The sequence below is a fragment of the Kitasatospora sp. NPDC093806 genome (genome assembly GCF_040683335.1).
Taxonomy (GTDB): Bacteria; Actinomycetota; Actinomycetes; order Streptomycetales; family Streptomycetaceae; genus Kitasatospora.
This window is the reverse complement of record NZ_JBFBDO010000096.1, coordinates 1-23,925: the sequence shown is the minus strand read 5'-3', so window position 1 is coordinate 23,925 and position 23,925 is coordinate 1. Positions and strand designations below refer to the sequence as shown.

Genomic DNA, 23,925 nt, shown 5'->3' with positions numbered 1-23,925 from the left:
GATCTTGATCCCGCCCGACCTGCCCGTTTCGGCCGAGCTGGGCGGTTCCCCGTACCATAGGAGGAAGCCGTGGCATGTCCTGCCCGGCGGGTGGACCGGTAGTAGCAGGCGGAACGGGCGGCGGCGATCAACAGGGATCGCAAGTGCGCGTCACGCAGCCGGGCGCCGAAACCCACGATTCCGGGAGAATCTGCTAGGCATGCCCACGCGCAATGACATCCGTAACGTCGCCATCGTCGCCCACGTCGACCACGGCAAGACCACCCTGGTCGACGCCATGCTCAAGCAGGCCGGAGCCTTCGCCGCGCACCAGCAGCTCGACGACCGGATGATGGACTCGAACGACCTGGAGCGCGAGAAGGGCATCACCATTCTCGCGAAGAACACCGCGGTCAAGTACCACCCGAAGGACGGTGGCGCGCCGATCACCATCAACATCATCGACACCCCGGGCCACGCCGACTTCGGTGGCGAGGTCGAGCGCGGTCTGTCGATGGTGGACGCGGTCGTCCTGCTGGTCGACGCCTCCGAGGGCCCGCTGCCGCAGACCCGCTTCGTGCTGCGCAAGGCGCTCACCGCCCGTCTGCCCGTCATCCTCTGCATCAACAAGACGGACCGCCCGGACTCCCGGATCGACGAGGTCATCAACGAGACCTACGACCTGTTCCTGGACCTGGACGCGGACGAGGACCAGATCGAGTTCCCGATCGTCTTCGCCTGTGCCCGTGACGGCGTCGCCTCGCTGACCAAGCCGGAGAACGGCACCGTCCCCGCGGACAGCGACAACCTGGAGCCGTTCTTCTCCACCATCCTGGAGCACGTCCCGGCCCCGACCTTCGAGCAGGACGCGCCGCTCCAGGCCCACGTCACCAACCTCGACGCCGACAACTTCCTCGGCCGCATCGCCCTCCTCCGGGTCGAGCAGGGCGAGCTGCGCAAGGGCCAGACGGTGGCCTGGATCAAGCGCGACGGCAGCATCTCGAACGTCCGCATCTCCGAGCTGCTGATGACCGAGGCGCTCACCCGCAAGCCGGCCGAGGTGGCGGGCCCGGGTGACATCTGCGCCGTCGCCGGCATCTCCGACATCATGATCGGCGAGACCCTGGCCGACCCGGAGAACCCGATCGCGCTGCCGCTGATCACGGTGGACGAGCCGGCCATCTCGATGACCATCGGCACCAACACCTCGCCGCTGGTCGGCCGGGGCGGCAGCGGCAAGGGCGCGGACGCCAAGTCCGCCGGCCGGGTCGACCGCAAGGTCACCGCCCGCCAGGTGAAGGACCGCCTGGACCGCGAGCTGATCGGTAACGTCTCGCTGCGCGTCCTGGACACCGAGCGCCCGGACGCCTGGGAGGTGCAGGGCCGCGGTGAGCTGGCGCTGGCCATCCTGATCGAGACCATGCGCCGCGAGGGCTTCGAGCTGACCGTCGGCAAGCCGCAGGTGGTCACCAAGGAGGTCAACGGCAAGACGCACGAGCCCGTCGAGCGTCTGACCGTCGACGTCCCCGAGGAGCACATGGGCGCCGTCACCCAGCTCATGGGCGTCCGCAAGGGCCGGATGGACAACATGTCCAACCACGGCTCGGGCTGGGTCCGGATGGAGTTCGTGGTGCCGTCCCGCGGCCTGATCGGCTTCCGGACCGAGTTCCTCACCAACACCCGCGGCACCGGCATCGCGCACTCGATCCACGAGGGCCACGAGCCGTGGTTCGGCAACCTGACGACCCGCAACAACGGTTCGCTGGTCGCCGACCGGGCCGGTGTGGTCACCGCCTTCGCGATGACCAACCTGCAGGAGCGCGGCGTGCTCTTCTGCGACCCGGGCACCGAGGTGTACGAGGGCATGATCGTCGGCGAGAACTCGCGCGCCGACGACATGGACGTCAACATCACCAAGGAGAAGAAGCTCACCAACATGCGGTCGGCGAACGCCGACGTCGCCGAGTCGATCGTCCCGCCGCGCAAGCTCTCGCTGGAGCAGTCGCTGGAGTTCTGCCGCGAGGACGAGTGCATCGAGGTGACCCCGGAGACGGTTCGCATCCGTAAGGTCGTCCTGGACCAGAAGGACCGTGGTCGTACCGCTTCGCGCGCCAAGAAGGTGTGATCCCGGCTCTCTGAGCCCTTCCGGCGTGCTTTGGCCGGAAACTGTCGCCCCCCTTTCCGATGGAGAGGGGGGCGAACTTTTTCAACTACTCAACGCTGTCGACGCGCGTATAAACGGAATAGCGCTTACCACGGCCGAGTGTCCGCTGAGCGAACGTGACAGTCCGTCATTCATGACGACTGTCCGTTTAATGCCTGTCTGAGTATGTCTCATATGTCCGATTTTCGAAACTTACCGACCGTTCATGTGACCTAATTGAGATCGGCATTGGTCACTTTCGTGTCCGTCGGTGACACATAGTGGGTGCAGTCAGGCTCGGGTCAAGGGTTAACGCGCAGGGGTGCGCGCCGAAACCACGAGCGCGGACGGCACAGCGGACCCGGTGTCAGACCCGCCCGCGGTGTTCTCCTCGTTGGAAAGTCGAATTCAGGAGGCATCCCCCATGCGTGGTGCAACCCAGACCAAGTGGCTCGTCGCGGCGACCGCGATCGCCCTCGCGGCGACCGCTTGCAGCACCAGCTCGAAGAGCACCGACAAGGCTGCCTCCGGCGGCGGCACGATCGCCGTTCAGCTCGGTGAGCCGCAGCACGGTCTGATCCCGCAGAACACCGCGGAGTCCGAGGGCGCCGAGGTCCTGGGCGCACTGTTCGCCGGCCTGATCGAGTACGACAACAAGACCAACGAGCCGAAGCTGCGCGTTGCCGAGTCGATCGAGTCCCCGGACAGCAAGGTCTGGACGATCAAGCTGAAGGACGGCTACACCTTCCACAACGGTGAGAAGGTCACCGCCCAGTCCTTCGTGGACGCCTGGAACTGGGGCGCCAACCAGGACAACGCGGCCGAGGGCCTGCCCTTCTTCGCCAAGATCGACGGCTCCGCCGACCTGGCCCCGGGCAAGGACAAGAAGCCGACCACCGACAAGCTCAAGGGCCTGACGGTCGTCGACGACAAGACCTTCACGGTCACCCTGAGCAACCCGTTCTCCCAGTTCAAGACCATGCTGGGCTACAACGCGTTCTACCCGCTGCCGAAGGCCTTCTTCCAGGACAAGAAGACCTTCGAAGAGGCCCCCATCGGCAACGGCCCGTTCCAGATGGACGGCAAGTGGGAGCACAACCAGCAGATCAAGGTCAAGCGCTACGAGAACTTCCCGGCCTCTGACGGCAAGGCGAAGCTCCAGGGCGTCACCTTCAAGATCTACGACAAGCTGGAGACGGCGTACAACGACCTGCGCGCCGACAACATCCAGGCCACCGACAAGCTCCCGATCTCGGCCATGGGCACGGTCAAGGGCGAGTTCGGCGACCGCTACATCTACAAGCCGGAGTCCGGCGTCGGCTACATCGGCTTCCCGATCGCCACCAACCCGGCCACCTACGGCAAGCCGGAGATCCGCAAGGCGATCTCGATGGCGATCGACCGCGAGGCGATCACCAAGACCATCTTCTCGGGCACCCGCGTCCCGGCCGACGACTTCATCAACCCGCTGATCCCGGGTTACCGCAAGGGCGCCATGGGCGACGCGGCGAAGTACGACCCGGCCAAGGCCAAGGCGCTGTTCGACAGCGTGGGTGGCGTTCCCGGCAACACCATCGAGCTCGGCTACAACGCCGATGGTGGCCACAAGGAGTGGATCGAGGCCGTCGCCAACCAGCTGAAGAAGAACCTGGGCATCGAGGTCACCACCAAGCCGTTCGAGAAGTTCGGCAAGATCCTCGACGCGCTGGGCGACAAGCAGTACTCCGGCGCCTTCCGCATGGCCTGGTCGATGGACTACCCGTCGGCCGAGAACTACCTGCGTCCGATCTTCTCCAAGGTCGCGATCGACAACGGCTCGAACTACGGCGGCTACGTCAACGAGAAGTTCGAGGGTCTGCTGGACCAGGCCGACCAGGCGAAGACCGCCGAGGAGGGCCTGAAGCTCTACCAGCAGGCCGATGACGTCCTGGTCGAGGACCTGCCGTACATCCCGGTGTACACCTACATGTCCTCCGCCGCGTACTCGAAGAAGATCAAGAACTTCGACACCGACGCCCAGGGTCGCATGAACCTGGACGAGGTCGAGCTCGCCGGCTGATCTGAGACGCACACGATAGGGGGCGGGTGGACCGGACCACAGTCCGGCTCCGCCCGCCTCCCTTCCTTGTCCGAAAGTGTGGAGGTCTGATGGGCCGCTATGTGATCCGCCGACTGATACAGGCGATCCCTGTTCTGATCGGTGCGACGTTCCTGATCTATTTCGTCGTGTTCTCGCTGCCCGGTGACCCGGTGCAGGCGCTGGCCGGCGAGAAGCGAGCCGACCCGATCGTCGCGGAGATGATCCGCGCGAAGTACCACCTGAACGACCCGTTCATCGTTCAGTACTGGGACTACATCACCGGTGTCTTCCAGGGCGACCTGGGTGAGAGCCTGACCGGTCGCTCGGTGAGCGAAATGATCGGCGAAGCGTTCCCGTACACGATGAACCTCGCCCTGGTGGCCTTCGTCTTCGAAGCGGTCATCGGTGTCGCGGCCGGTGTCATGGCGGCCCTGCGCAAGGGGAAGTTCCTGGACCAGCTGGTCCTCATCAGCACCCTGCTGGTCATCTCGATCCCGGTCTTCGTCACCGGCTTCGTGCTCCAGCTGGTGCTCGGCGTCAAGCTGAAGAACGACTACGGCATCGAGATCTTCTCGGTCTCGTTCAACGAGGAGGACGGGCTCCGCGCCTACCTGCTCCCGGCCCTGGTGCTGGCCTCGATGTCGCTGGCCTACGTCGCCCGACTCACCCGCACCAGCCTGATGGAGACCATGCGCGCGGACTACGTCCGCACCGCGGTCGCCAAGGGCCTGAAGCGCCGTCGGGTGGTCGGCCGGCACGCCCTGCGCAACGCGCTGATCCCGATCGTCACCTTCCTCGGTGCCGACCTCGGCGGTCTGATGGGCGGCGCGGTCATCACCGAGAAGATCTTCAACATCCACGGCATCGGCGGCCTGCTCGCCCAGTCCGTGTACCAGAAGCAGGGCACGATCATCGTCGGCGTCGTCACGCTGCTGGTGCTGATCTACCTGGTCACCACCCTGCTCGTGGACCTGCTGTACGCCGTGCTCGACCCGAGGATCCGCTATGAGTGACACCATCACCAAGGGCGCCGAGACCCAGCCCGAGGACAACCAGCCCAAGGCCGAGGTCAAGGCCGCGAAGCCGGAGCGCGTCGCCAGCCTCTGGACCGACGCGATGCGCGACCTGCGCCGCAACCCGGTCTTCATCATCGGTGCCGTGCTGGTGTTCTGTCTGCTGGTCATCTCGATCGCGCCGGGCCTGTTCACCGACGGCAGCCCGTTCGACAACAGCGCCTGCGACCTGGCCGACTCGCTGAAGCGCCCGAGCGCCGAGCACTGGTTCGGCTTCGACGTCCAGGGCTGCGACGTCTACACCCGGACGGTGTGGGGCGCCCGCAACTCGATCATCGTCGGCGTCGTGACCACCCTGGTGGTCACCGTGGTCGGCGCCCTGCTCGGCCTCTGGGCCGGCTGGAAGGGCGGGATCATCGACTCGATCCTGTCCCGCTTCACCGAGATCTTCTTCTCGATCCCGCTGCTGCTCGGCGGCATGCTGATCATGTCGATGATCCCGTGGGCCGGTAACGCCTACAGCGTCTCGCTGGTCATGGCCGTCCTCGGCTGGCCGCAGATCTTCCGCATCATGCGCGCCTCGGTGCTGGCCAACAAGAACAACGACTACGTGATGGCCGCCCGCGCCCTGGGCGCCGGCTCCGGCCGGATCACCTTCCGGCACATCCTGCCGAACGCCATCGCGCCGGTCATCGTCGTCTCCGCGATCTCCCTGGGTGTCTACATCGGTGCCGAGGCCGCCCTGTCCTACCTGGGCATCGGCGTCCAGCCGCCGCAGATCTCCTGGGGCCTGATGATCAGTGACGCGTCGGTCCGCTTCCTGGACGCGCCGCACGTCCTGCTCTTCCCGTCGGTCGCGCTGTCCATCACGGTGCTGGCCTTCATCATGCTCGGCGACGCGGTCCGCGACGCCCTCGACCCGAAGCTCCGCTGAGAGAAGAGGTGACGACCCGATGACCACCGTGATCGAGAAGAACCAGAAGAGCGGCCGCCTGGAGGTTGGCACCCCGCTGCTGGAGGTCAAGGACCTCCACGTGGAGTTCCACACCCGGGACGGCGTCGCCAAGGCCGTGAACGGCGTCAACTACTCCGTGGCCGCCGGTGAGACCCTGGCGGTGCTCGGCGAGTCGGGTTCCGGCAAGTCGGTGACCGCCCAGACCATCATGGGCATCCTCGACATGCCGCCCGGCAAGATCAGCCAGGGCCAGATCCTCTACCGCGGGCAGGACATGCTCGCGATGAAGGAGGAGGACCGCCGGCAGATCCGCGGCCAGAAGATCGCGATGATCTTCCAGGACGCGCTCTCCTCGCTGAACCCGGTGATGACCGTCGGCGCCCAGCTCGGCGAGATGTTCCGGGTGCACCGCGGCGCCTCCAAGAAGGAGGCCCGGGAGAAGGCCATCGAGCTGATGGAGCGGGTCCGCATCCCCGCCGCCCGTCAGCGCGTGGGCGACTACCCGCACCAGTTCTCCGGCGGTATGCGCCAGCGCATCATGATCGCGATGGCGCTCTCCATGGAGCCCGACCTGATCATCGCCGACGAGCCCACCACCGCCCTGGACGTCACCGTCCAGGCCCAGGTGATGGACCTGCTCGCCGAGCTGCAGGCCGAGTACAACATGGGCCTGATCCTGATCACCCACGACCTCGGCGTGGTCGCCGACGTCGCGGACAAGATCGCCGTGATGTACGCCGGCCGGATCGTCGAGACCGCCCCGGTGCGCGAGCTGTACGCCAACCCGGCGCACCCGTACACCAAGGGCCTGCTCCGCTCCATCCCGCGCCTGGACCAGAAGGGCCAGGAGCTGTACGCGATCAAGGGCCTGCCCCCGAACCTGCTGAAGGTTCCGGCCGGCTGCGCGTTCAACCCCCGCTGTGACGTCGCCACCGACCTGTGCCGCACGGAGATCCCGAAGCTGCACCAGGTGACCGACAAGGACGGCAAGGAGCTCACCGGCCGCCGCAGCGCGTGCCACCTCTGGAAGGAGACCCTCCATGGCTGAGCCCATCCTGGAGGTCAAGAACCTGGTCAAGCACTACCCGCTGACCCAGGGCATCCTCTTCAAGAAGCAGGTCGGCGCCGTCAAGGCCGTCGACGGCGTCTCCTTCGAGTTGGCGAAGGGCGAGACCCTCGGCATCGTCGGCGAGTCCGGCTGTGGCAAGTCCACGCTGGCCAAGGTGCTGATGAACCTGGAGCGGGCCACCTCCGGCGAGGTCCTGTTCAAGGGCGAGGACATCTCCAAGCTGTCCGGCGCGGCCCTCAAGGCCGTCCGCCGCAACATCCAGATGGTGTTCCAGGACCCGTACACCTCGCTGAACCCGCGCATGACGGTCGGCGACATCATCGGCGAGCCCTTTGAGATCCACCCCGAGGTGGCTCCCAAGGGCGACCGCCGCAAGGCCGTCCAGGACCTGCTGGACGTCGTCGGCCTGAACCCGGAGTACATCAACCGGTACCCGCACCAGTTCTCCGGCGGTCAGCGCCAGCGCATCGGCATCGCCCGCGGCCTCGCGCTCAAGCCGGAGATCATCATCTGCGACGAGCCGGTCTCGGCCCTGGACGTCTCCGTCCAGGCGCAGGTGATCAACCTGCTGGAGCAGCTCCAGAACGAGTTCGAGCTCTCGTACATGTTCATCGCCCACGACCTCTCCATCGTCCGGCACATCTCCGACCGCGTCGGCGTGATGTACCTGGGCAAGATGGTCGAGATCGGCTCGGACGAGGAGATCTACGAGAACGCCACCCACCCGTACACCCAGGCGCTGCTCTCCGCGGTGCCGGTGCCGGACCCGGAGGCGCGCGCGAACCGCGACCGGATCATCCTGACCGGTGACATCCCGTCGCCGGCCAACCCGCCGTCCGGCTGCCGCTTCCGCACCCGCTGCTGGAAGGCGGAGGAGCGCTGCTCGACCGAGGTCCCGCTGCTGGCGGTGCCCGAGGTGCTGAGCGGCCCGGCCAAGCACCAGTCGGCCTGCCACTTCCCGAAGGTCCGGGAGACGGCCGCCGTCTGATCCCCCGTGGTCCGGTCCGGAAGGGCCCGTGGCGTTCGCGCCGCGGGCCCTTCCGGCGTTCCGGGGCCGGTCGGCGGTCCCGTCGTCAACCCCGGTCCCGCCCGGTGCACCCGTCCGGGGGTACCCGGCTCGCGCCGCCGGGCGGCCGCGCTTCTCATGGGGTGTGATGCGTCACACACCTTGAGGAGGGACGTCCATGCCCGTGGCCACCCGTGCTCGTTGGGTCCTCGCCGCAGCGACATCCGTGGCCCTGGTGGCCAGCGGGTGCAGCAGCGACGGGGGCGGCAGCAGCGGCTCGTCGGACAGCAGCAAGAGCTTCAGTTACCAGAGCAGCGAGCCGCAGAACCCGCTGCAGCCGGCGAACGCCAACGAGACCGGCGGTGGGCGCATCCTGCAGAACCTCTTCAAGGGGCTGGTCGACTACGACCCGGAGAACGCGAAGATCCGGATGCAGGTCGCGGACAAGATCGAGACCAGCGACTCGCAGACCTTCAACGTCACGCTGAAGGACGGCTGGAAGTTCCACGACGGCACCCCGGTGCACGCCAAGAACTTCGTGGACGCCTGGAACTGGGGGGCCACCACCTCCAACAACCAGATCAACAGCTCCTGGTTCTCCGACATCGAGGGCTACCAGGACGTCCACCCGAAGAGCGGCCAGCCGACCGCGGCCAAGATGTCCGGGCTGACCGTCGTCGACGACCTGCACTTCACCGTCAAGCTGAGCGGCAAGGTCTCGTACTTCGAGTACAAGCTCGGCTACATCGCCTTCTCCCCGCTGCCGGACGCCTTCTTCGGCGACCCGGCCGGGTTCGGGCAGAAGCCGGTCGGCAACGGCGCCTACCAGTTCGTCAGCTGGGACCACAACCAGCAGCTGGTCACCAAGGCCTTCCCGGACTACCAGGGCGTCGACAAGCCGAAGAACGGCGGCGTCGTCTTCAAGATGTACAACACCGCCGAGGCCGCCTACGCCGACCTCCAGTCCAACAACCTGGACGTGATGGACCAGGTGCCGCCGTCGGCGCTGGCCACCTACAAGAACGACCTGGGCGACCGGGCGGTCGACGCCCCGCAGGGCGCCATCCAGAACCTCGGCTTCACGCTCTACCAGGCCGACTGGGCCGCGCCGGAGAAGGCGAAGGTCCGGCAGGGCCTGTCGATGGCGATCGACCGCGCGACCATCACCAAGACGGTGCTGCAGGGCTCGCGCAAGGCGGCCACCGCCTGGGTCGCCGAGGGCGTCGAGGGCTACAAGGACGGCCAGTGCGGTGACAACTGCAAGTTCGACCCGGCCAAGGCCAAGCAGCTGATCACCGAGGGCGGCGGCGTCCCCGGCAACAAGCTGACCATCACCTACAACGCCGACGGCGGCCACAAGGAGTGGGTGGACGCGGTCTGCAACTCGATCCGGCAGAGCACCGGCGTCGACTGCGTCGGCGACCCGAAGCCCGACTTCAAGACCGCCCGCGCGGCGATCACCGGCCACCAGATCAACGGCGCCTTCCGCACCGGCTGGGTGCAGGACTACCCGCTGAACGCCAACTTCCTCGCCGACGTGTACCGCACCGGCGCCGCGTCCAACGACTTCGGCTACAGCAACCCGCAGTTCGACCAGCTGGCCAACCAGGCCGACCAGGCCGCCAGCGTGGCCGACACGGTGAGCGGCTACCAGCAGGCCGAGGCGGTGCTGGCCCAGGGCATGCCGACGATCCCGCTCTGGTACTACCGCACCAACTCGGGCTACTCCAACAAGGTGCAGAACGTGAAGTTCGACTCCTTCGGCAACCCGGCCTGGACCCAGGTCTCGGTCAAGGGCTGACGAGGCAGCGCCGGCCCCGCCCTCCCCGCACGGGGGGCGGGGCCCGGGCACTCGATCACTTCCCCTAGGAAGGAGGCTCGGATGGGCAGTTATGTGCTGCGGCGGGTGCTGCAGATGATCCCGGTGTTCTTCGGCACCACGCTGCTGATCTTCCTGATGGTCTACACGCTGCCGGGCGACCCGGTCTCGGCGCTGTTCGGGGACAAGGCCGCCGACCCCGCCGTGGTGGCCAACCTCAAGCACAAGTACTACCTGGACCAGCCGCTCTGGAAGCAGTACCTGCACTACATGGGGAACCTCTTCCAGGGGGACTTCGGCACCAGCTTCACCGGCCGCCCGGTCACCGACATCATGGCGGACGCCTTCCCGGTCACCATCCGGCTGGCCCTGCTGGCCTTCGTCTTCGAGATGGTCTTCGGCCTGCTGCTGGGCCTGGTCTCCGGGCTGAAGCGGGGCAGCGTGCAGGACACCCTGGTGCTGGTCCTCACCCTGCTGGTGATCTCGATCCCGGTCTTCGTGCTGGCCTACATCGCCCAGACGATCTTCGCGACCAACCTGGGCTGGGTCACCCCGACGGTGCAGGACTCCAAGGACCTCTCCCAGCTGATCCTGCCGGCGATCGTGCTGGGCTCGCTCTCGCTCGCGTACGTCGCCCGGCTCACCCGCACCTCGATCGGCGAGAACCTGCGGGCCGACTACATGCGCACGGCGGTCGCCAAGGGCCTGCCCCGGCGCACCATCATCAGCCGCCACCTGCTGCGCAACTCGCTGATCCCGGTGGTCACCTTCCTCGGCACCGACCTCGGCGCGCTGATGGGCGGCGCGATCGTGACCGAGGGGATCTTCAACGTGCAGGGCGTCGGCAACGTCCTGTACCGGGCGATCAACCAGAAGGAGGGGCCCACCGTGGTCGGCATCGTCACCGTGCTGGTGATCGTCTACCTGGTGGCCTCCCTCATCGTCGACCTGCTCTACGCGGTCCTGGACCCGAGGATCCGCTATGCCTGACATCCACGACGAGAGTTCCTTCGAGCCGCACCCCAAGCCGGGCGTGGACCACCTGGACTACGCCGGCGAACAGGGCATGGCGGTCGAGCAGGAGACCCTGGTCGAGGCGGACCCGGCGAAGCGGGAGGAGGCCCGCAGCCTCTGGGGCGACGCCTGGCGGGACCTGCGGCGGCGGCCGATCTTCCTGATCTCGGCGGTGCTGATCCTGCTGCTGATCGTGATCGCGATCTTCCCCTGGGCGTTCACCGACGCCGACCCGCGCAAGGCCGACCTGGTCAACGACTACCTGAAGCGGCCGGACTGGACGGACTTCTTCGGCGCCGGCTGGTTCGGCTACGACGGCCAGGGCCGGTCCATCTACGCCCGGGTGGTGTACGGGGCGCGGGCCTCGATCACCGTCGGCATCTTCGTGACCGCCACGGTCACCCTGCTCGGCGGGCTGACCGGGATGGTGGCCGGCTACTTCGGCGGCGCCGTGGACGCGGTGCTCTCCCGGATCGTCGACATCTTCTTCGGCATCCCGCTGCTGCTCGGCGCACTGGTGCTGCTGAACGCCTTCGCCACCCGCACGGTGTGGAGCGTGGTCATCGCACTGGGCGTGCTGGGCTGGACGCAGATCGCCCGCGTCATGCGCGGCGCGGTGCTGACGGTCAAGCAGGCCGACTACGTGGTGGCCGGCCGGGCGCTCGGCGCGGGCACCGGGCGGCTGATGTTCCGGCACATCCTGCCGAACGCGATCGCGCCGGTGATCGTGGTGGCGACCATCGCGCTGGGCGGCTACATCGCCACCGAGGCGACGCTGAGCTTCCTCGGCATCGGCCTCCAGGACCCGACCATCTCCTGGGGCATCGACATCTCCTCCGCCCAGAAGGTGATCCGGACCGCGCCGTTCGCGCTGTTCTTCCCGGCCGCGGCGCTCTCCGTGACGGTGCTGGCCTTCATCATGCTGGGCGACGCGGTGCGCGACGCCCTCGACCCGAAGCTTCGCTGAGCGAGGGGACGCATCGTGACCACAGCAGTCGACACCGGCAAGGCCGAGCGGGAGGCGCCCTACGAGGGGCCCCTGCTGGACGTCCGTGACCTGCACGTCGAGTTCGTGACCCGGGACGGGGTGGCGAAGGCGGTCAACGGGGTCAACTACAGCGTCCGGGCGGGGGAGACGCTGGCCGTGCTGGGCGAGTCCGGTTCGGGCAAGTCGGTGACCGCGCAGGCGATCATGGGCATCCTGGACATGCCGCCGGCCCGCATCCCCCGGGGCGAGATCCGCTTCCGGGGCCGGGACATGCTGAAGCTGGGCAAGGAGGAGCGGCGGCAGATCCGCGGCCAAAAGATCGCGATGATCTTCCAGGACGCGCTCTCCTCGCTGAACCCGGTGCTGACCGTGGGCTTCCAGCTCGGCGAGATGTTCCGCGCCCACCACGGCACTTCGCGCAAGGACGCGAAGGAGAAGGCGATCGAGCTGATGGACCGGGTGCGCATCCCGGCCGCCAAGCAGCGGGTCGGCGACTATCCGCACCAGTTCTCCGGCGGTATGCGCCAGCGCATCATGATCGCCATGGCGCTGGCGCTGGAGCCGGACCTGATCATCGCCGACGAGCCCACCACCGCGCTGGACGTCACCGTCCAGGCCCAGGTGATGGACCTGCTCGCCGAGCTGCAGGCCGAATACCACATGGGGCTGATCCTGATCACCCACGACCTCGGCGTGGTCGCCGACGTCGCGGACAAGATCGCGGTGATGTACGCGGGCCGGATCGTCGAGACGGCGCCCGTGCACGAGCTGTACGCGCGCCCGGCGCACCCGTACACCCGCGGCCTGCTCGACTCGATCCCGCGCCTGGACCAGAAGGGCCAGGAGCTGTACGCGATCAAGGGACTGCCGCCCAACCTGCTGCGGATCCCGCCGGGGTGCGCGTTCAACCCGCGCTGCCCGCGCGCCCGGGACCGCTGCCGGCAGGAGGTGCCGGAGCTGTTCCCGGTCACCGAGGACGACGGCACCGAGCTGGCCGGGCGGGGCAGCGCCTGCTTCTACTGGAAGGAGACCCTCCATGACCGCTGACGGGTCCGGCACGCCCGGCGCACCGGCGGAGGCCGCCTTCGACCAGCAGGTCGCGAGCGGCGAGCCGATCCTCGAAGTCCGGGACCTGGTCAAGCACTTCCCGCTGACCAAGGGCGTGGTGTTCAAGAAGCAGGTCGGCGCCGTGAAGGCGGTCGACGGGGTCTCCTTCGACCTCCGGCAGGGGGAGACGCTGGGCATCGTCGGCGAGTCCGGCTGCGGCAAGTCGACGCTGGCCAAGGTGCTGATGAACCTGGAGCCGGCCACCGGCGGGTCGGTGAAGTACAAGGGCGAGGAGATCTCCCGGCTCTCCGGGGCCGGGCTGAAGGCGGTGCGACGCAACATCCAGATGGTGTTCCAGGACCCGTACACCTCGCTGAACCCGCGGATGACGGTCGGTGACATCATCGGCGAGCCCTTCGAGATCCACCCCGAGGTGGCGCCGAAGGGCGACCGCCGCAAGGCCGTCCAGGACCTGCTGGACGTCGTCGGGCTCAACCCGGAGTACATCAACCGGTACCCGCACCAGTTCTCCGGCGGCCAGCGCCAGCGCATCGGCATCGCCCGGGGCCTCGCGCTCAAGCCGGAGGTGATCATCTGCGACGAGCCGGTCTCGGCGCTCGACGTCTCGGTCCAGGCGCAGGTGATCAACCTGCTGGAGCAGCTCCAGGGGGAGTTCGAGCTCTCGTACATGTTCATCGCGCACGACCTCTCGATCGTCCGGCACATCTCCGACCGGGTCGGCGTGATGTACCTGGGCAAGATGGTCGAGATCGGCAGCGACCGGGAGATCTACGAGCACGCCACGCACCCGTACACCCAGGCGCTGCTCTCGGCCGTCCCGGTGCCGGACCCGACGGCGCGCGAGACGCGGGACCGGATCGTGCTGACCGGGGACGTGCCCTCGCCGGCCAACCCGCCGTCCGGCTGCCGCTTCCGCACCCGCTGCTGGAAGGCGCAGGAGCGGTGCGCGGTGGAGGTCCCGCTGCTGGCGGAGCCCGCCTGGCTGGCCGACCTGGCCGCGCACGAGTCGGCCTGCCACTTCGCGGCCGAGCGGCCGTCGGGGGAGGGCGGGGAAACCGTTTGACACCCCGCGGTCCCGCGGACCGAGCGCGTCCTCCCGACGGAGGGCGCGCTCTCGCGTTTGTCCACCCGCCGACCTGCGGGAATTTCCCGAAATCTGTCATTACGCTTCGTAAAGATTCGAATACCGGTCAGCGGGGTCCGTTATCCGGAAAGCGGAATTGACGGCTCCGCGTGCGATATGGCGGAATTTGCCGAGTATTGTCACGGGTTGGTCTGAGCATGTAATTGAAAAGAGATGTGAGGGCGATTCCACCGAAGGGGTCGGTTGATCGATAGTTGCTCTGCGCGTATCAGTGGTCACCTCGCCAACTGTGCGGATCGGCCCTGAGATGTCGACCTCCGCCATGCCCGGCACACCGACTGGCGGGGCGCCGTCCGTTCGTAAGCCCCTAAATCGAGGAGCAGTTGAATGAGGCTCACCAAGACGATGCGTTGGACCGCGCTGGCCGCGTGCACCGCGCTCGCGATCTCGGCCTGCACCACCGGCAGCGACGACAAGAAGTCCTCCGAGGGGGCGAACGGTGCGGGCAAGAAGGGCGGCTCGATCAGCATCGAGTCGGGTGAGCCGCAGCACGGCCTGATCCCGCAGAACACCGCGGAGTCCGAGGGCGCCCAGGTCCTTGCCCAGCTCTTCTCCGGCCTGGTCGAGTACGACCGCAAGACCAACGAGCCCAAGCTGCGCGTCGCCGAGTCGATCGAGTCCCCGGACAGCAAGGTCTGGACGATCAAGCTGAAGGACGGCTACACCTTCCACAACGGCGAGAAGGTCACCGCCCAGTCCTTCGTGGACGCCTGGAACTGGGGCGCCAACCAGGACAACGCGGCCGAGGGCCTGCCGTTCTTCTCCAAGATCGAGGGTGCCGAGGAGCTGTCCCCGGGCAAGGACAAGAAGCCGGCCACCGACAAGCTCAAGGGCCTCAAGGTCGTCGACGACAAGACCTTCACGGTCACCCTGAGCGCCCCGTTCTCCCAGTTCAAGGTCATGCTGGGCTACACCGCCTTCTACCCGCTGCCGAAGGCGTTCTTCGCCGGTGACCGGAAGACCTTCGAGGAGAACCCGATCGGCAACGGCCCGTTCCAGATGGACGGGAAGTGGGAGCACAACAAGCAGATCAAGGTCAAGCGCTACGAGAACTTCCCGGCGGCCGACGGAAAGGCCAAGCTGGATTCCGTCACCTTCAAGATTTACGACAAGCTGGAAACGGCCTACAACGACCTGCGGGCCAACAACATCCAGATCACCAACAAGCTGCCGGTCTCCGCGATGGCGACCGTCGCCCAGGAATTCGGCGACCGTTACATCTACAAGCCGGAGTCGGGCGTCGGCTTCATCGGCTTCCCGATCGCGACCAACCCGGCCGCGTACGGCAAGCCGGAGATCCGCAAGGCGATCTCGATGTCGATCGACCGCGAGGCGATCACCAAGACCATCTTCTCGGGCACCCGCATCCCGGCCGACGACTTCATCAACCCGATCATCCCGGGTTACCGCAAGGGCGCCATGGGCGACGCGGCGAAGTACGACCCGGCCAAGGCCAAGGAGCTCTTCACCACGGCCGGCGGCGTCCCGAACAACACCATCGAGCTGGGCTACAACGCCGACGGCGGCCACAAGGAGTGGATCGAGGCGGTCGGCAACCAGCTGAAGAAGAACCTCGGCGTCGAGGTCACCTTCAAGCCGTTCGAGAAGTTCGGCAAGATCCTGGACGCGCTGGGCGAGAAGCAGTACTCCGGCGCCTTCCGGATGGCCTGGCAGATGGACTACCCGTCGGCCGAGAACTACCTGCGCCCGATCTTCTCCAAGGTCGCGATCGAGAACGGCTCCAACTACGGCGGCTACGTCAACGAGGAGTTCGAGTCCGCGCTCTCGGCGGCGGACCAGGCGAAGAGCCTGGAGGAGGGTCTGAAGCTGTACCAGAAGGCCGACGACATCCTGATCAAGGACCTGCCGTACATCCCCGTCTACACCTACATGACCTCCGCCGCCTACACCAAGACCGTCAAGAACGTGGTGGTGGACGCGCAGAACCGCATCGACCTGGCCAACGTCGAGCTGGCCTGACCGTCCCCCTCTGACCGGCACGCCTCGGCGGGCGGCGCGGGCAACCCCCGCGCCGCCCGGCTCAGGCGTGCCCCTGACCACGAGGAGACCGCATGGGCCGCTATGTGGTCCGCCGGATCATCCAGGCCATACCTGTGATCCTGGGCGCGACGTTCCTGATCTACGCACTGGTCTTCCTGCTGCCTGGCGATCCCATCACGGCACTGGCCGGTGAGAAGCGACAGGACCCGGCCGTCGTGGCGGTCCTCCGGGACCGGTACCACCTCGACGACCCGTTCTTCCTGCAGTACTGGAACTACCTGGTCGGCCTGTTCAAGGGCGACTTCGGACAGGACTACCGCGGCAACGAGGTCGTCGAGGTGATGCAGCGGGCCTTCCCGTACACCATCAACCTCGCCCTCGTCGCGCTGGTGATCGAGATGGCGGTCGGCGTCACCGCCGGCGTGGTCGCCGCCCTGCGGCGCGGCCGCTTCATCGACAACGTGGTGCTGATCTCGACCCTGATGGTCATCTCGATCCCGGTCTTCGTGATCGGCTTCGTGCTCCAGCTGCTCATCGGCGTGAAGCTCAACACCGACTTCGGCATCGACTTCTTCCCGGTCTCCTTCAACGACGAGGCCGGCTTCCGGTCCTACCTGCTGCCCGGCTACGTGCTCGCCTCGACCTCGCTGGCGTACGTCGCCCGGCTCACCCGGACCAGCCTGATCGAGGTCATGCGGGCGGACTACGTCCGGACGGCGGTGGCCAAGGGCCTCAGCCCGCTGCGGGTGGTGGTCCGGCACGGGCTGCGCAACGCGCTGATCCCGATCGTCACCTTCCTGGGCATGGACCTCGGCGGCCTGATGGGCGGCGCGGTCATCACCGAGGGCATCTTCAACATCCCGGGCGTCGGACACCAGCTCTTCCAGTCCGTCTACCTGCGGGAACGCACCATCGTCGTGGGCATCGTGAGCGCCCTGGTGATGGTCTACCTGTTCGCCAACCTGGTGGTCGACCTGCTGTACGCCGTCCTGGACCCGAGGATCCGCTATGAGTGAGCCGACGAACAGCGAGAACCCGGCGGTGACCGTCCCCGGACCGTCCACCGCCGCGGCCGCCAAGGGCGGCAAGGACGGCGAGCGGGTCGCCAGCCTCTGGACCGACGCCTGGGCCGACCTGCGCCGCAACCCGCTGTTCCTGATCGGCGGGTTCCTGGTGGTCTTCATGGTGGTGCTGGCCATCGCCCCGGGGCTGTTCACCGACGGCGACCCGCGCGCGGGCGGCTTCTGCAACCTGGGCGACTCGCTCAAGGGGCCCAGCGGCGACCACTGGTTCGGCTTCGACGTGCAGGGCTGCGACGTCTACACCCGGACGGTGTGGGGCGCCCGCAACTCGATCATCGTCGGCATCGTGACCACCACCCTGGTGGTCCTGGTCGGCGGCACCCTGGGCCTGTGGGCCGGCTGGATCGGCGGCTTCGGGGACAGCGTGCTCTCCCGGATCACCGAGATCTTCTTCGCCATCCCGCTGCTGCTCGGCGGCATGCTGATCATGTCCACCTGGGGCGAGGGCAACGCCTGGACGGTCTCCGCGGTGATGGCCGTGCTCGGCTGGCCGCAGATCTACCGGCTGATGCGCTCGGCGGTGCTCTCCAACAAGCACAACGACTACGTGGTCGCGGCCAAGGCGCTCGGGGCCGGGACCGGGCGGATCGTCACCCGGCACATCCTGCCGAACGCCGTCGCGCCGGTGATCGTGGTCTCGACCATCAACCTGGGCGTGTACATCGGCGCCGAGGCCGCGCTCTCCTACCTGGGCATCGGCATCCAGTCGCCGGCGATCTCCTGGGGCCTGATGATCAGCGACGCCCAGGCCCGCTTCCTGAACGACCCGCACGTGCTGCTCTTCCCGGCCGCCGTGCTGAGCGTCACCGTGCTGGCGTTCATCATGCTCGGCGACGCGGTGCGCGACGCCCTCGACCCGAAGCTGCGCTGAGGAGGGCCGCGGACCATGACTGATCTGACCAAGCCGACCACGGACGGCACGGCGGACCGGGGCGCGGTGGAGGTGCTCGGCCCGCGCCGGGAGAGCCTCGCGCCCGGCACACCGCTGCTGGAGGTCGACGACCTGCACATCGAGTTCCACACCCGGGACGGCGTCGCCAAGGCCGTCAACGGGGTGAGCTACTCGGTCTCGGCCGGGGAGACCCTGGCGGTGCTCGGCGAGTCCGGTTCGGGCAAGTCGGTGACCGCGCAGGCGATCATGGGCATCCTGGACATGCCGCCCGGGAAGATCACCTCCGGTGCGATCCGGTTCCGGGGTGAGAACCTGCTCACGATGAGCCCCAAGGCCCGGCGGGCGGTGCGCGGCCGGAAGATCGCGATGATCTTCCAGGACGCGCTCTCCTCGCTGAACCCGGTGCTCAGCGTCGGCTACCAGCTCGGCGAGATGTTCCGGGTGCACCAGGGGGCCACCCGCAAGGAGGCCAAGGAGAAGGCCGTCGAGCTGATGGAGCGGGTCCGCATCCCCGCCGCCCGTCAGCGCGTGGGCGACTATCCGCACCAGTTCTCCGGCGGTATGCGCCAGCGCATCATGATCGCCATGGCGCTGGCGCTGGAGCCGGACCTGATCATCGCCGACGAGCCCACCACCGCGCTGGACGTCACCGTCCAGGCCCAGGTGATGGACCTGCTGGCGGAGCTCCAGGCCGAGTTCAACATGGGGCTGATCCTGATCACCCACGACCTCGGCGTGGTCGCCGACGTCGCGGACAAGATCGCGGTGATGTACGCCGGCCGGATCGTGGAGACGGCGCCCGTGCACGAGCTGTACGCGCGCCCGGCCCACCCGTACACCCGTGGCCTGCTCAACTCGATCCCGCGGCTGGACCAGAAGGGCCAGAACCTCTACGCCATCCAGGGCCTGCCGCCGAGCCTGCTGCGGATCCCGGCCGGCTGTGCGTTCAACCCGCGCTGCGACCGGGCCCAGGAGCTCTGCCGCACCGAACTCCCGCGCCTGGTACCGGTGCTGGACGCCGAGGGGGCCGACCTGCCGGGCCGCCGGAGCGCCTGCCACTTCTGGAAGGAGACCCTCCATGGCTGAGCCCATCCTGGAGGTCAAGGAGCTGGTCAAGCACTACCCGCTGACCCAGGGCATCCTGCTCAAGAAGCAGGTCGGCGCGGTGCGCGCGGTGGACGGCGTCTCCTTCCGGCTGGCGAAGGGGGAGACGCTGGGCATCGTCGGCGAGTCCGGCTGCGGCAAGTCGACGCTGGCCAAGGTGCTGATGAACCTGGAGAAGGCGACCGCCGGCCAGGTGCTCTTCAAGGGCGAGGACATCACCCGGCTCTCCGGGGCCGGGCTGAAGGCGGTCCGCCGCAACATCCAGATGGTGTTCCAGGACCCGTACACCTCGCTGAACCCGCGGATGACGGTCGGCGACATCATCGGCGAGCCCTTCGAGATCCATCCCGAGGTGGCGCCGAAGGGCGACCGCCGCAAGGCCGTCCAGGACCTGCTGGACGTCGTCGGGCTCAACCCGGAGTACATCAACCGGTACCCGCACCAGTTCTCCGGCGGCCAGCGCCAGCGCATCGGCATCGCCCGCGGCCTCGCGCTCAAGCCGGAGGTGATCATCTGCGACGAGCCGGTCTCGGCCCTGGACGTCTCGGTGCAGGCGCAGGTGATCAACCTGCTGGAGCAGCTGCAGAGCGAGTTCGAGCTGTCCTACATGTTCATCGCGCACGACCTCTCGATCGTCCGGCACATCTCCGACCGGGTCGGTGTGATGTACCTCGGCACGATGGTCGAGATCGGGTCGGAGGACGAGATCTACTCCCACCCGACCCACCCGTACACCCAGGCGCTGCTCTCCGCCGTCCCGGTGCCCGACCCGACCGGGCGCGAGCAGCGCGAGCGGATCCTGCTGACCGGTGACATCCCGTCGCCGGCCAACCCGCCGTCCGGCTGCCGCTTCCGCACCCGCTGCTGGAAGGCGCAGGAGCGGTGCTCGACCGAGGTCCCGCTGCTGGCGGTGCCGTCGGCGCTGAGCGGGCCGGCGGCGCACGAGTCGGCCTGCCACTTCGCTGAGGTGCGGGACGTGATCGGCGCGGGCTGACGGCCCGCCCCGGCTGAACCACCCCTGAGAAGGGCCCCGGAGTCGCGCGGACTCCGGGGCCCTGCCGTGTGCCCGGTGGCCGGGCGGGCGGCGCTACTTCTGGAAGCCGACGTTCTCCCAGACGATGTCGGACAGGCCCTGGGCGCCGATGTTGGCGAGGTTGGCGCGGGCGCCGTACAGCTGCGGGCGCTGGTAGAGCGGCAGCACCCCGGCCACCTTCCACAGCTCGCCGTCGGCCTGGTTGATGGCCTCGAAGGCGGTGGCGGCGTCGCTCGCGGCGGCCGCCCGGTCGAGCGCGGCGTCGGCCGCCGGGCTGCCGGCCTGGGCGTGGTTGGTGCCGCCGTTCTGGGCGAAGTTGGACCGGTTGCCGCTGGCCGGGAACGGCGTGCCGAGCAGCGAGTAGGCGGCGATGTCGAAGTCCCGCCGGTTGACGTACTTGTCGAAGAACTCGTTGGGGTTGGCGGTGACGGTGGTGACCTTGACCCCGACCTCCTTGAGCATGCCGGTGGTGACGGCGGCCTCGTTCTGGGCCTGGGTGACGCCGGCCGGGATGACCATCCGCAGGTTGAGCTCCTTGCCGTCCTTGCGGCGGACGTCGCCGTCCAGCTTCCAGCCGGCCGCGTCGAGCTTGCGGACCGCCTCCGCCGGGTCGTAGCGGCTGAGGCCGAGGGAGTTGTCCCGGTAGGCGTTCTGGTTGGCGACCAGCAGGTGGTTGTTGAGGATGACGGTGGGCCAGTCCAGCCCGGCGAGGTCGGTGCGGGTGATGACGTCCCGGTTGATCGCCTGGAACAGGGCCTGCCGGACGGCCGGGTCGGTGAGCGCGGGGCTGCGGCTGTTCAGCGTGAACTGCCGGAAGTCGGGGCCGCCGGCCCGGCGGACGGCGGCCCCCGGGGTGTTCTTGACGGCCTGGTAGCCGGCCACGTCCGGGCCGTTGTTGAACAGGTCGATCTCGCCCTTGTTGAAGGCGGCGGCCATCGCGTTGGGCAGCATGGCGTGGAAGACGATCCGGTCCAGTAGCGGCTTCTCGCCCCACCAGGCCGGGTCGGCGACCAGGGTGACGGTCTGCGCGGCGCGGTCCAGCTTCTCGACCTTGAACGGGCCCGCGGTGACCGGGATGGCGTCCAGGTAGGAGGTGTTGAACAACTCGGGGGTGGCGATCCTGCTCGCCGGCAGCAGCGGGGCGTTGGCGGCGCCGTTGAACATCGACTGCCACTCGGAGAACGGCCGCTCGAAGGTCATCACGGCCTGGTAGTCGTCCTTGCCGCGGTCGACCGCCGAGACCAGCTCGAAACCGGTGCTGCTGCCGGTCCGGAACGCCGGGTCCTTGCCGTTCAGCGCGCGCCAGTTGGCCTCGATGTCCCGCCAGGTGATCGGGGTGCCGTCGGACCAGCGCGCCTTGGGGTTCAGCGTCCAGACCACCACCTGCCGGCCGTCCCGCTGCTCGGTGTGCGCGTCCTGCAGGTAGGCCGGGTTGGGGGTCTGGGTGCCGGCCGCGTCGGAGCGGAAGAAGGTCGGCAGCAGCGGCTTGGTGACGGTGATCGTGGAGGACTCGCCGCCGTCGGTCTGGATCGGCGACCACTGGGTGGAGTACTGGGCGACCGCGACGTGCAGGGTGCCGCCCTGGCGCAGTTCGGCGCGCTCGTGCGGGTTGATGTCGACGGCGGTGAGCTTGGGGGTCTCCAGCGCGCTCGGCAGGGCCCGGGCGTCGCCGCGGCCGGAGCCGGAGGCGCAGGAACAGAGCGTCAGCGAGAGCGAGACGGCGGTGAGGCCGGCGAGCAGGGCCGTGCGGTGGGACAGGGGGCGGCCCATGGCGGTTCTCCCGGGACGGATGCGGCGGACGGTATGACGGCGTCACATCTTGCTGACCGGGAGGGGGATTGTCGAGGGGCGGGCCCGGATCGGACCCGCCCCGCTTTCAATCCATCCGTCAGACCGGGAACTTGAAGGTGCGGTCCTTGTCGCCGGTCTTCTCCAGCAGCGGAGTGAGCGCGTCGGCGACGTCCTGCGCGGTGATCTGCGTCAGCTGGTTGTTCTTCTTGACCTTGACCTTGTCGAAGCCGCCGGCCACCAGCTGCCGGTTGAGCGCGTCGAGGTCCCACTTGGGCACGAACTTGCCGTTGGCGTCCGGGACGAGGGTGAGCGCCGCGGCGGCGGTCTTCGGCCCGAAGTCGAACTTCTTGGGGCCGGCCAGCAGGTGGATCTGGCCGTTGACCGCGGACTTGCCGAGGGTGTCCGCGGCGCCCTGGAGGGCCTGCGCGGAGGTCTTCGGCTGGGCGGCCGTCACGGCGAGCGCGACCGGCTGCTCGGCCTTGCCGGCGGCGCGGTCCCGGTAGGCCGCGTCGACCAGGTCGACGGCGGAGGCGGAGTCCACCGCCTGGCCGGCCTTGCCCGGGACGACGACCGGCTCGCCGCTGTCGCCGAACTTGACGTAGCCCTCCTGGAGCCCCTGGCCGGAGCCGCCGGCCAGCGCCTCCAGCGCGGACTTGAGCTTGGCCCGGTCGACCTTGACCTCCGGCGGCACGGCCTGCTCCTCGCCCTTGAGCGACTTGAGGACGTCCACCGGGTTGTAGGAGTGCTGGGTCAGCCGGTCCACGGTGGCCGTGGTGTCGAAGCTCAGCCCGGCGGCGGTCGGGTCGAGGTCGACGGTCTGCTCGCCGACCTTCAGCTTGACCGGCTGCTGGCCGGCCTTGCCGACGGACTCGTCGAGCTGGTGGATGGCCTGGTCGCGGTTGCTGCCGCCGATGTCGGTGCCGAGCACCACGGTGCCCTTGGGGATGTCCGACTGGTTCAGCATCAGCCCGGTGCCGTAGGCGGCGGCGCCGAGGAAGAGCACCCCGGCGACGGCGTAGGTGCCGAGCTTGACCAGCTTCTTGACGGCGCTCGGCTTGGGCTTGGCGGCGGGGGCGGGCTTGGCGGCCGGGGCCGGGGCGGGCTTGCCGCCGGCCGGGCCGTCCGCCGCGGGGGTCGGCAGCGGTGCGCCCGGAACCGGGGCCGGGCCGTCGGCCGGGCCCTCGGGGCGCGGGTACCCGGGGGCGGCGGGGGCGGTGTTGAAGGGGGCGGCGGGCTCGCCCGGACGGCCCTGGGCGCCGGGGGTGCCGGGTGCGCCGGGGGTGCCGGGGAAGAGGCCGCCCGGGGCCGGGGCGCCCTGCGGGCCGGCGGCCGGCGGGCGCTGGGCGGCGAACGGGTCGGTGCCGGCCGGGGCGGAGGCGAACAGGCCGGGCTGCGGGGCGCCGGGACGGTCGCCGGGGCCGCCGGGCACGCCGGGTATGGGGCCGGCGGGGGCGCCGTCGCGGACCGGGGCGAAGCCGTCGACCGAGGTGTCCTCGGCGCTCGGCGCGCCGGGGGCCGGACGGCCCTGGCCCTGCGGGACGGGGCGGCGCGGCAGCGCGCCGCCCGGGGCGAACGGGTCGGCGGCGGGCGCGGGGGCACCGGGGGTGCCGGGGGCGAACGGGTCGACGGGCGCGAACGGGTCGGCCGGGGCGTCGGCGTAGACGCCGGCCTCGTCGGCGGACAGCTCGGGGCCGGCGCCGTACGGCGAGGCGGGCGCGCCGGTCGGCCCGTTCGCCCCCGGCAC

The 23,925-nt window shown here is 68.7% G+C and carries 18 protein-coding genes; 16 read left to right on the top strand and 2 right to left on the bottom strand.

What is annotated here, in order from left to right; translation table 11 throughout:
* Positions 1-199: 199 nt before the first annotated feature.
* From typA to AB0N76_RS31275, 16 genes are all read left to right on the top strand, one after another.
* Positions 200-2,104, top strand: a complete 1,905-nt coding sequence (gene typA, locus AB0N76_RS31350; RefSeq protein WP_363562911.1) for a translational GTPase TypA — start codon at positions 200-202, stop codon at positions 2,102-2,104.
* 442 nt (positions 2,105-2,546) lie between these two features.
* Positions 2,547-4,181: an ABC transporter substrate-binding protein gene (locus AB0N76_RS31345; protein WP_363562909.1), complete on the top strand. Its 1,635-nt coding sequence runs from the start codon at positions 2,547-2,549 to the stop codon at positions 4,179-4,181.
* Between the two features lie 89 nt (positions 4,182-4,270).
* Positions 4,271-5,215, top strand: a complete 945-nt coding sequence (locus AB0N76_RS31340; RefSeq protein WP_363562907.1) for an ABC transporter permease — start codon at positions 4,271-4,273, stop codon at positions 5,213-5,215.
* The gene (locus tag AB0N76_RS31335; RefSeq protein ID WP_363562905.1) at positions 5,208-6,149 is read left to right on the top strand and encodes an ABC transporter permease; all 942 of its coding nucleotides are present in this window, start codon (positions 5,208-5,210) and stop codon (positions 6,147-6,149) included. The genes AB0N76_RS31340 and AB0N76_RS31335 overlap by 8 nt, the downstream gene beginning before the upstream one ends.
* 19 nt (positions 6,150-6,168) lie before the next feature.
* Entirely contained in the window at positions 6,169-7,218 is a 1,050-nt protein-coding gene (locus AB0N76_RS31330) for an ABC transporter ATP-binding protein (protein ID WP_363562903.1), read from the top strand.
* A complete protein-coding gene (locus AB0N76_RS31325) occupies positions 7,211-8,227 on the top strand; it encodes a dipeptide ABC transporter ATP-binding protein (protein WP_363562901.1) in 1,017 nt (338 codons plus the stop codon). Before AB0N76_RS31330 ends, AB0N76_RS31325 begins: the two co-directional genes overlap by 8 nt.
* A gap of 196 nt (positions 8,228-8,423) precedes the next feature.
* A complete protein-coding gene (locus AB0N76_RS31320; RefSeq protein ID WP_363562899.1) occupies positions 8,424-10,046 on the top strand; it encodes an ABC transporter substrate-binding protein in 1,623 nt (540 codons plus the stop codon).
* An 81-nt stretch (positions 10,047-10,127) separates the two neighbouring features.
* Positions 10,128-11,054 carry an ABC transporter permease gene (locus AB0N76_RS31315; protein WP_363562897.1) on the top strand — a complete coding sequence of 309 codons (927 nt, stop codon included), beginning with the start codon at positions 10,128-10,130 and terminating at the stop codon, positions 11,052-11,054.
* A 76-nt stretch (positions 11,055-11,130) separates the two neighbouring features.
* Positions 11,131-12,045: an ABC transporter permease gene (locus AB0N76_RS31310; protein WP_363562915.1), complete on the top strand. Its 915-nt coding sequence runs from the start codon at positions 11,131-11,133 to the stop codon at positions 12,043-12,045.
* Between the two features lie 15 nt (positions 12,046-12,060).
* Positions 12,061-13,113 (top strand): ABC transporter ATP-binding protein, encoded by a 1,053-nt coding sequence (locus AB0N76_RS31305; protein ID WP_363562895.1) that lies wholly within the window; start codon positions 12,061-12,063, stop codon positions 13,111-13,113.
* Complete coding sequence (locus AB0N76_RS31300) at positions 13,103-14,197, top strand: dipeptide ABC transporter ATP-binding protein (protein WP_363562893.1); 1,095 nt, start codon at positions 13,103-13,105, stop codon at positions 14,195-14,197. Before AB0N76_RS31305 ends, AB0N76_RS31300 begins: the two co-directional genes overlap by 11 nt.
* A 408-nt stretch (positions 14,198-14,605) precedes the next feature.
* Positions 14,606-16,258: an ABC transporter substrate-binding protein gene (locus AB0N76_RS31295; protein WP_363562891.1), complete on the top strand. Its 1,653-nt coding sequence runs from the start codon at positions 14,606-14,608 to the stop codon at positions 16,256-16,258.
* Positions 16,259-16,350: 92 nt separating this feature from the next.
* Positions 16,351-17,295: an ABC transporter permease gene (locus AB0N76_RS31290; RefSeq protein ID WP_363562889.1), complete on the top strand. Its 945-nt coding sequence runs from the start codon at positions 16,351-16,353 to the stop codon at positions 17,293-17,295.
* Positions 17,288-18,232 carry an ABC transporter permease gene (locus AB0N76_RS31285; protein WP_363562887.1) on the top strand — a complete coding sequence of 315 codons (945 nt, stop codon included), beginning with the start codon at positions 17,288-17,290 and terminating at the stop codon, positions 18,230-18,232. Before AB0N76_RS31290 ends, AB0N76_RS31285 begins: the two co-directional genes overlap by 8 nt.
* A 15-nt stretch (positions 18,233-18,247) precedes the next feature.
* Positions 18,248-19,339, top strand: a complete 1,092-nt coding sequence (locus AB0N76_RS31280; protein ID WP_363562885.1) for an ABC transporter ATP-binding protein — start codon at positions 18,248-18,250, stop codon at positions 19,337-19,339.
* Positions 19,332-20,351, top strand: a complete 1,020-nt coding sequence (locus tag AB0N76_RS31275) for a dipeptide ABC transporter ATP-binding protein (RefSeq protein WP_363562883.1) — start codon at positions 19,332-19,334, stop codon at positions 20,349-20,351. The genes AB0N76_RS31280 and AB0N76_RS31275 overlap by 8 nt, the downstream gene beginning before the upstream one ends.
* 93 nt (positions 20,352-20,444) lie before the next feature.
* Here AB0N76_RS31275 and AB0N76_RS31270 read toward each other — a convergent pair whose 3' ends face one another.
* On the bottom strand, positions 20,445-22,160 hold the full coding sequence (locus AB0N76_RS31270; protein ID WP_363562881.1) for an ABC transporter family substrate-binding protein: 1,716 nt from the start codon (positions 22,158-22,160) through the stop codon (positions 20,445-20,447).
* Between the two features lie 118 nt (positions 22,161-22,278).
* Positions 22,279-23,925, bottom strand: a 1,647-nt coding sequence (locus AB0N76_RS31265) for a hypothetical protein (protein WP_363562879.1), incomplete at its 5' end; no start/stop codon positions are given.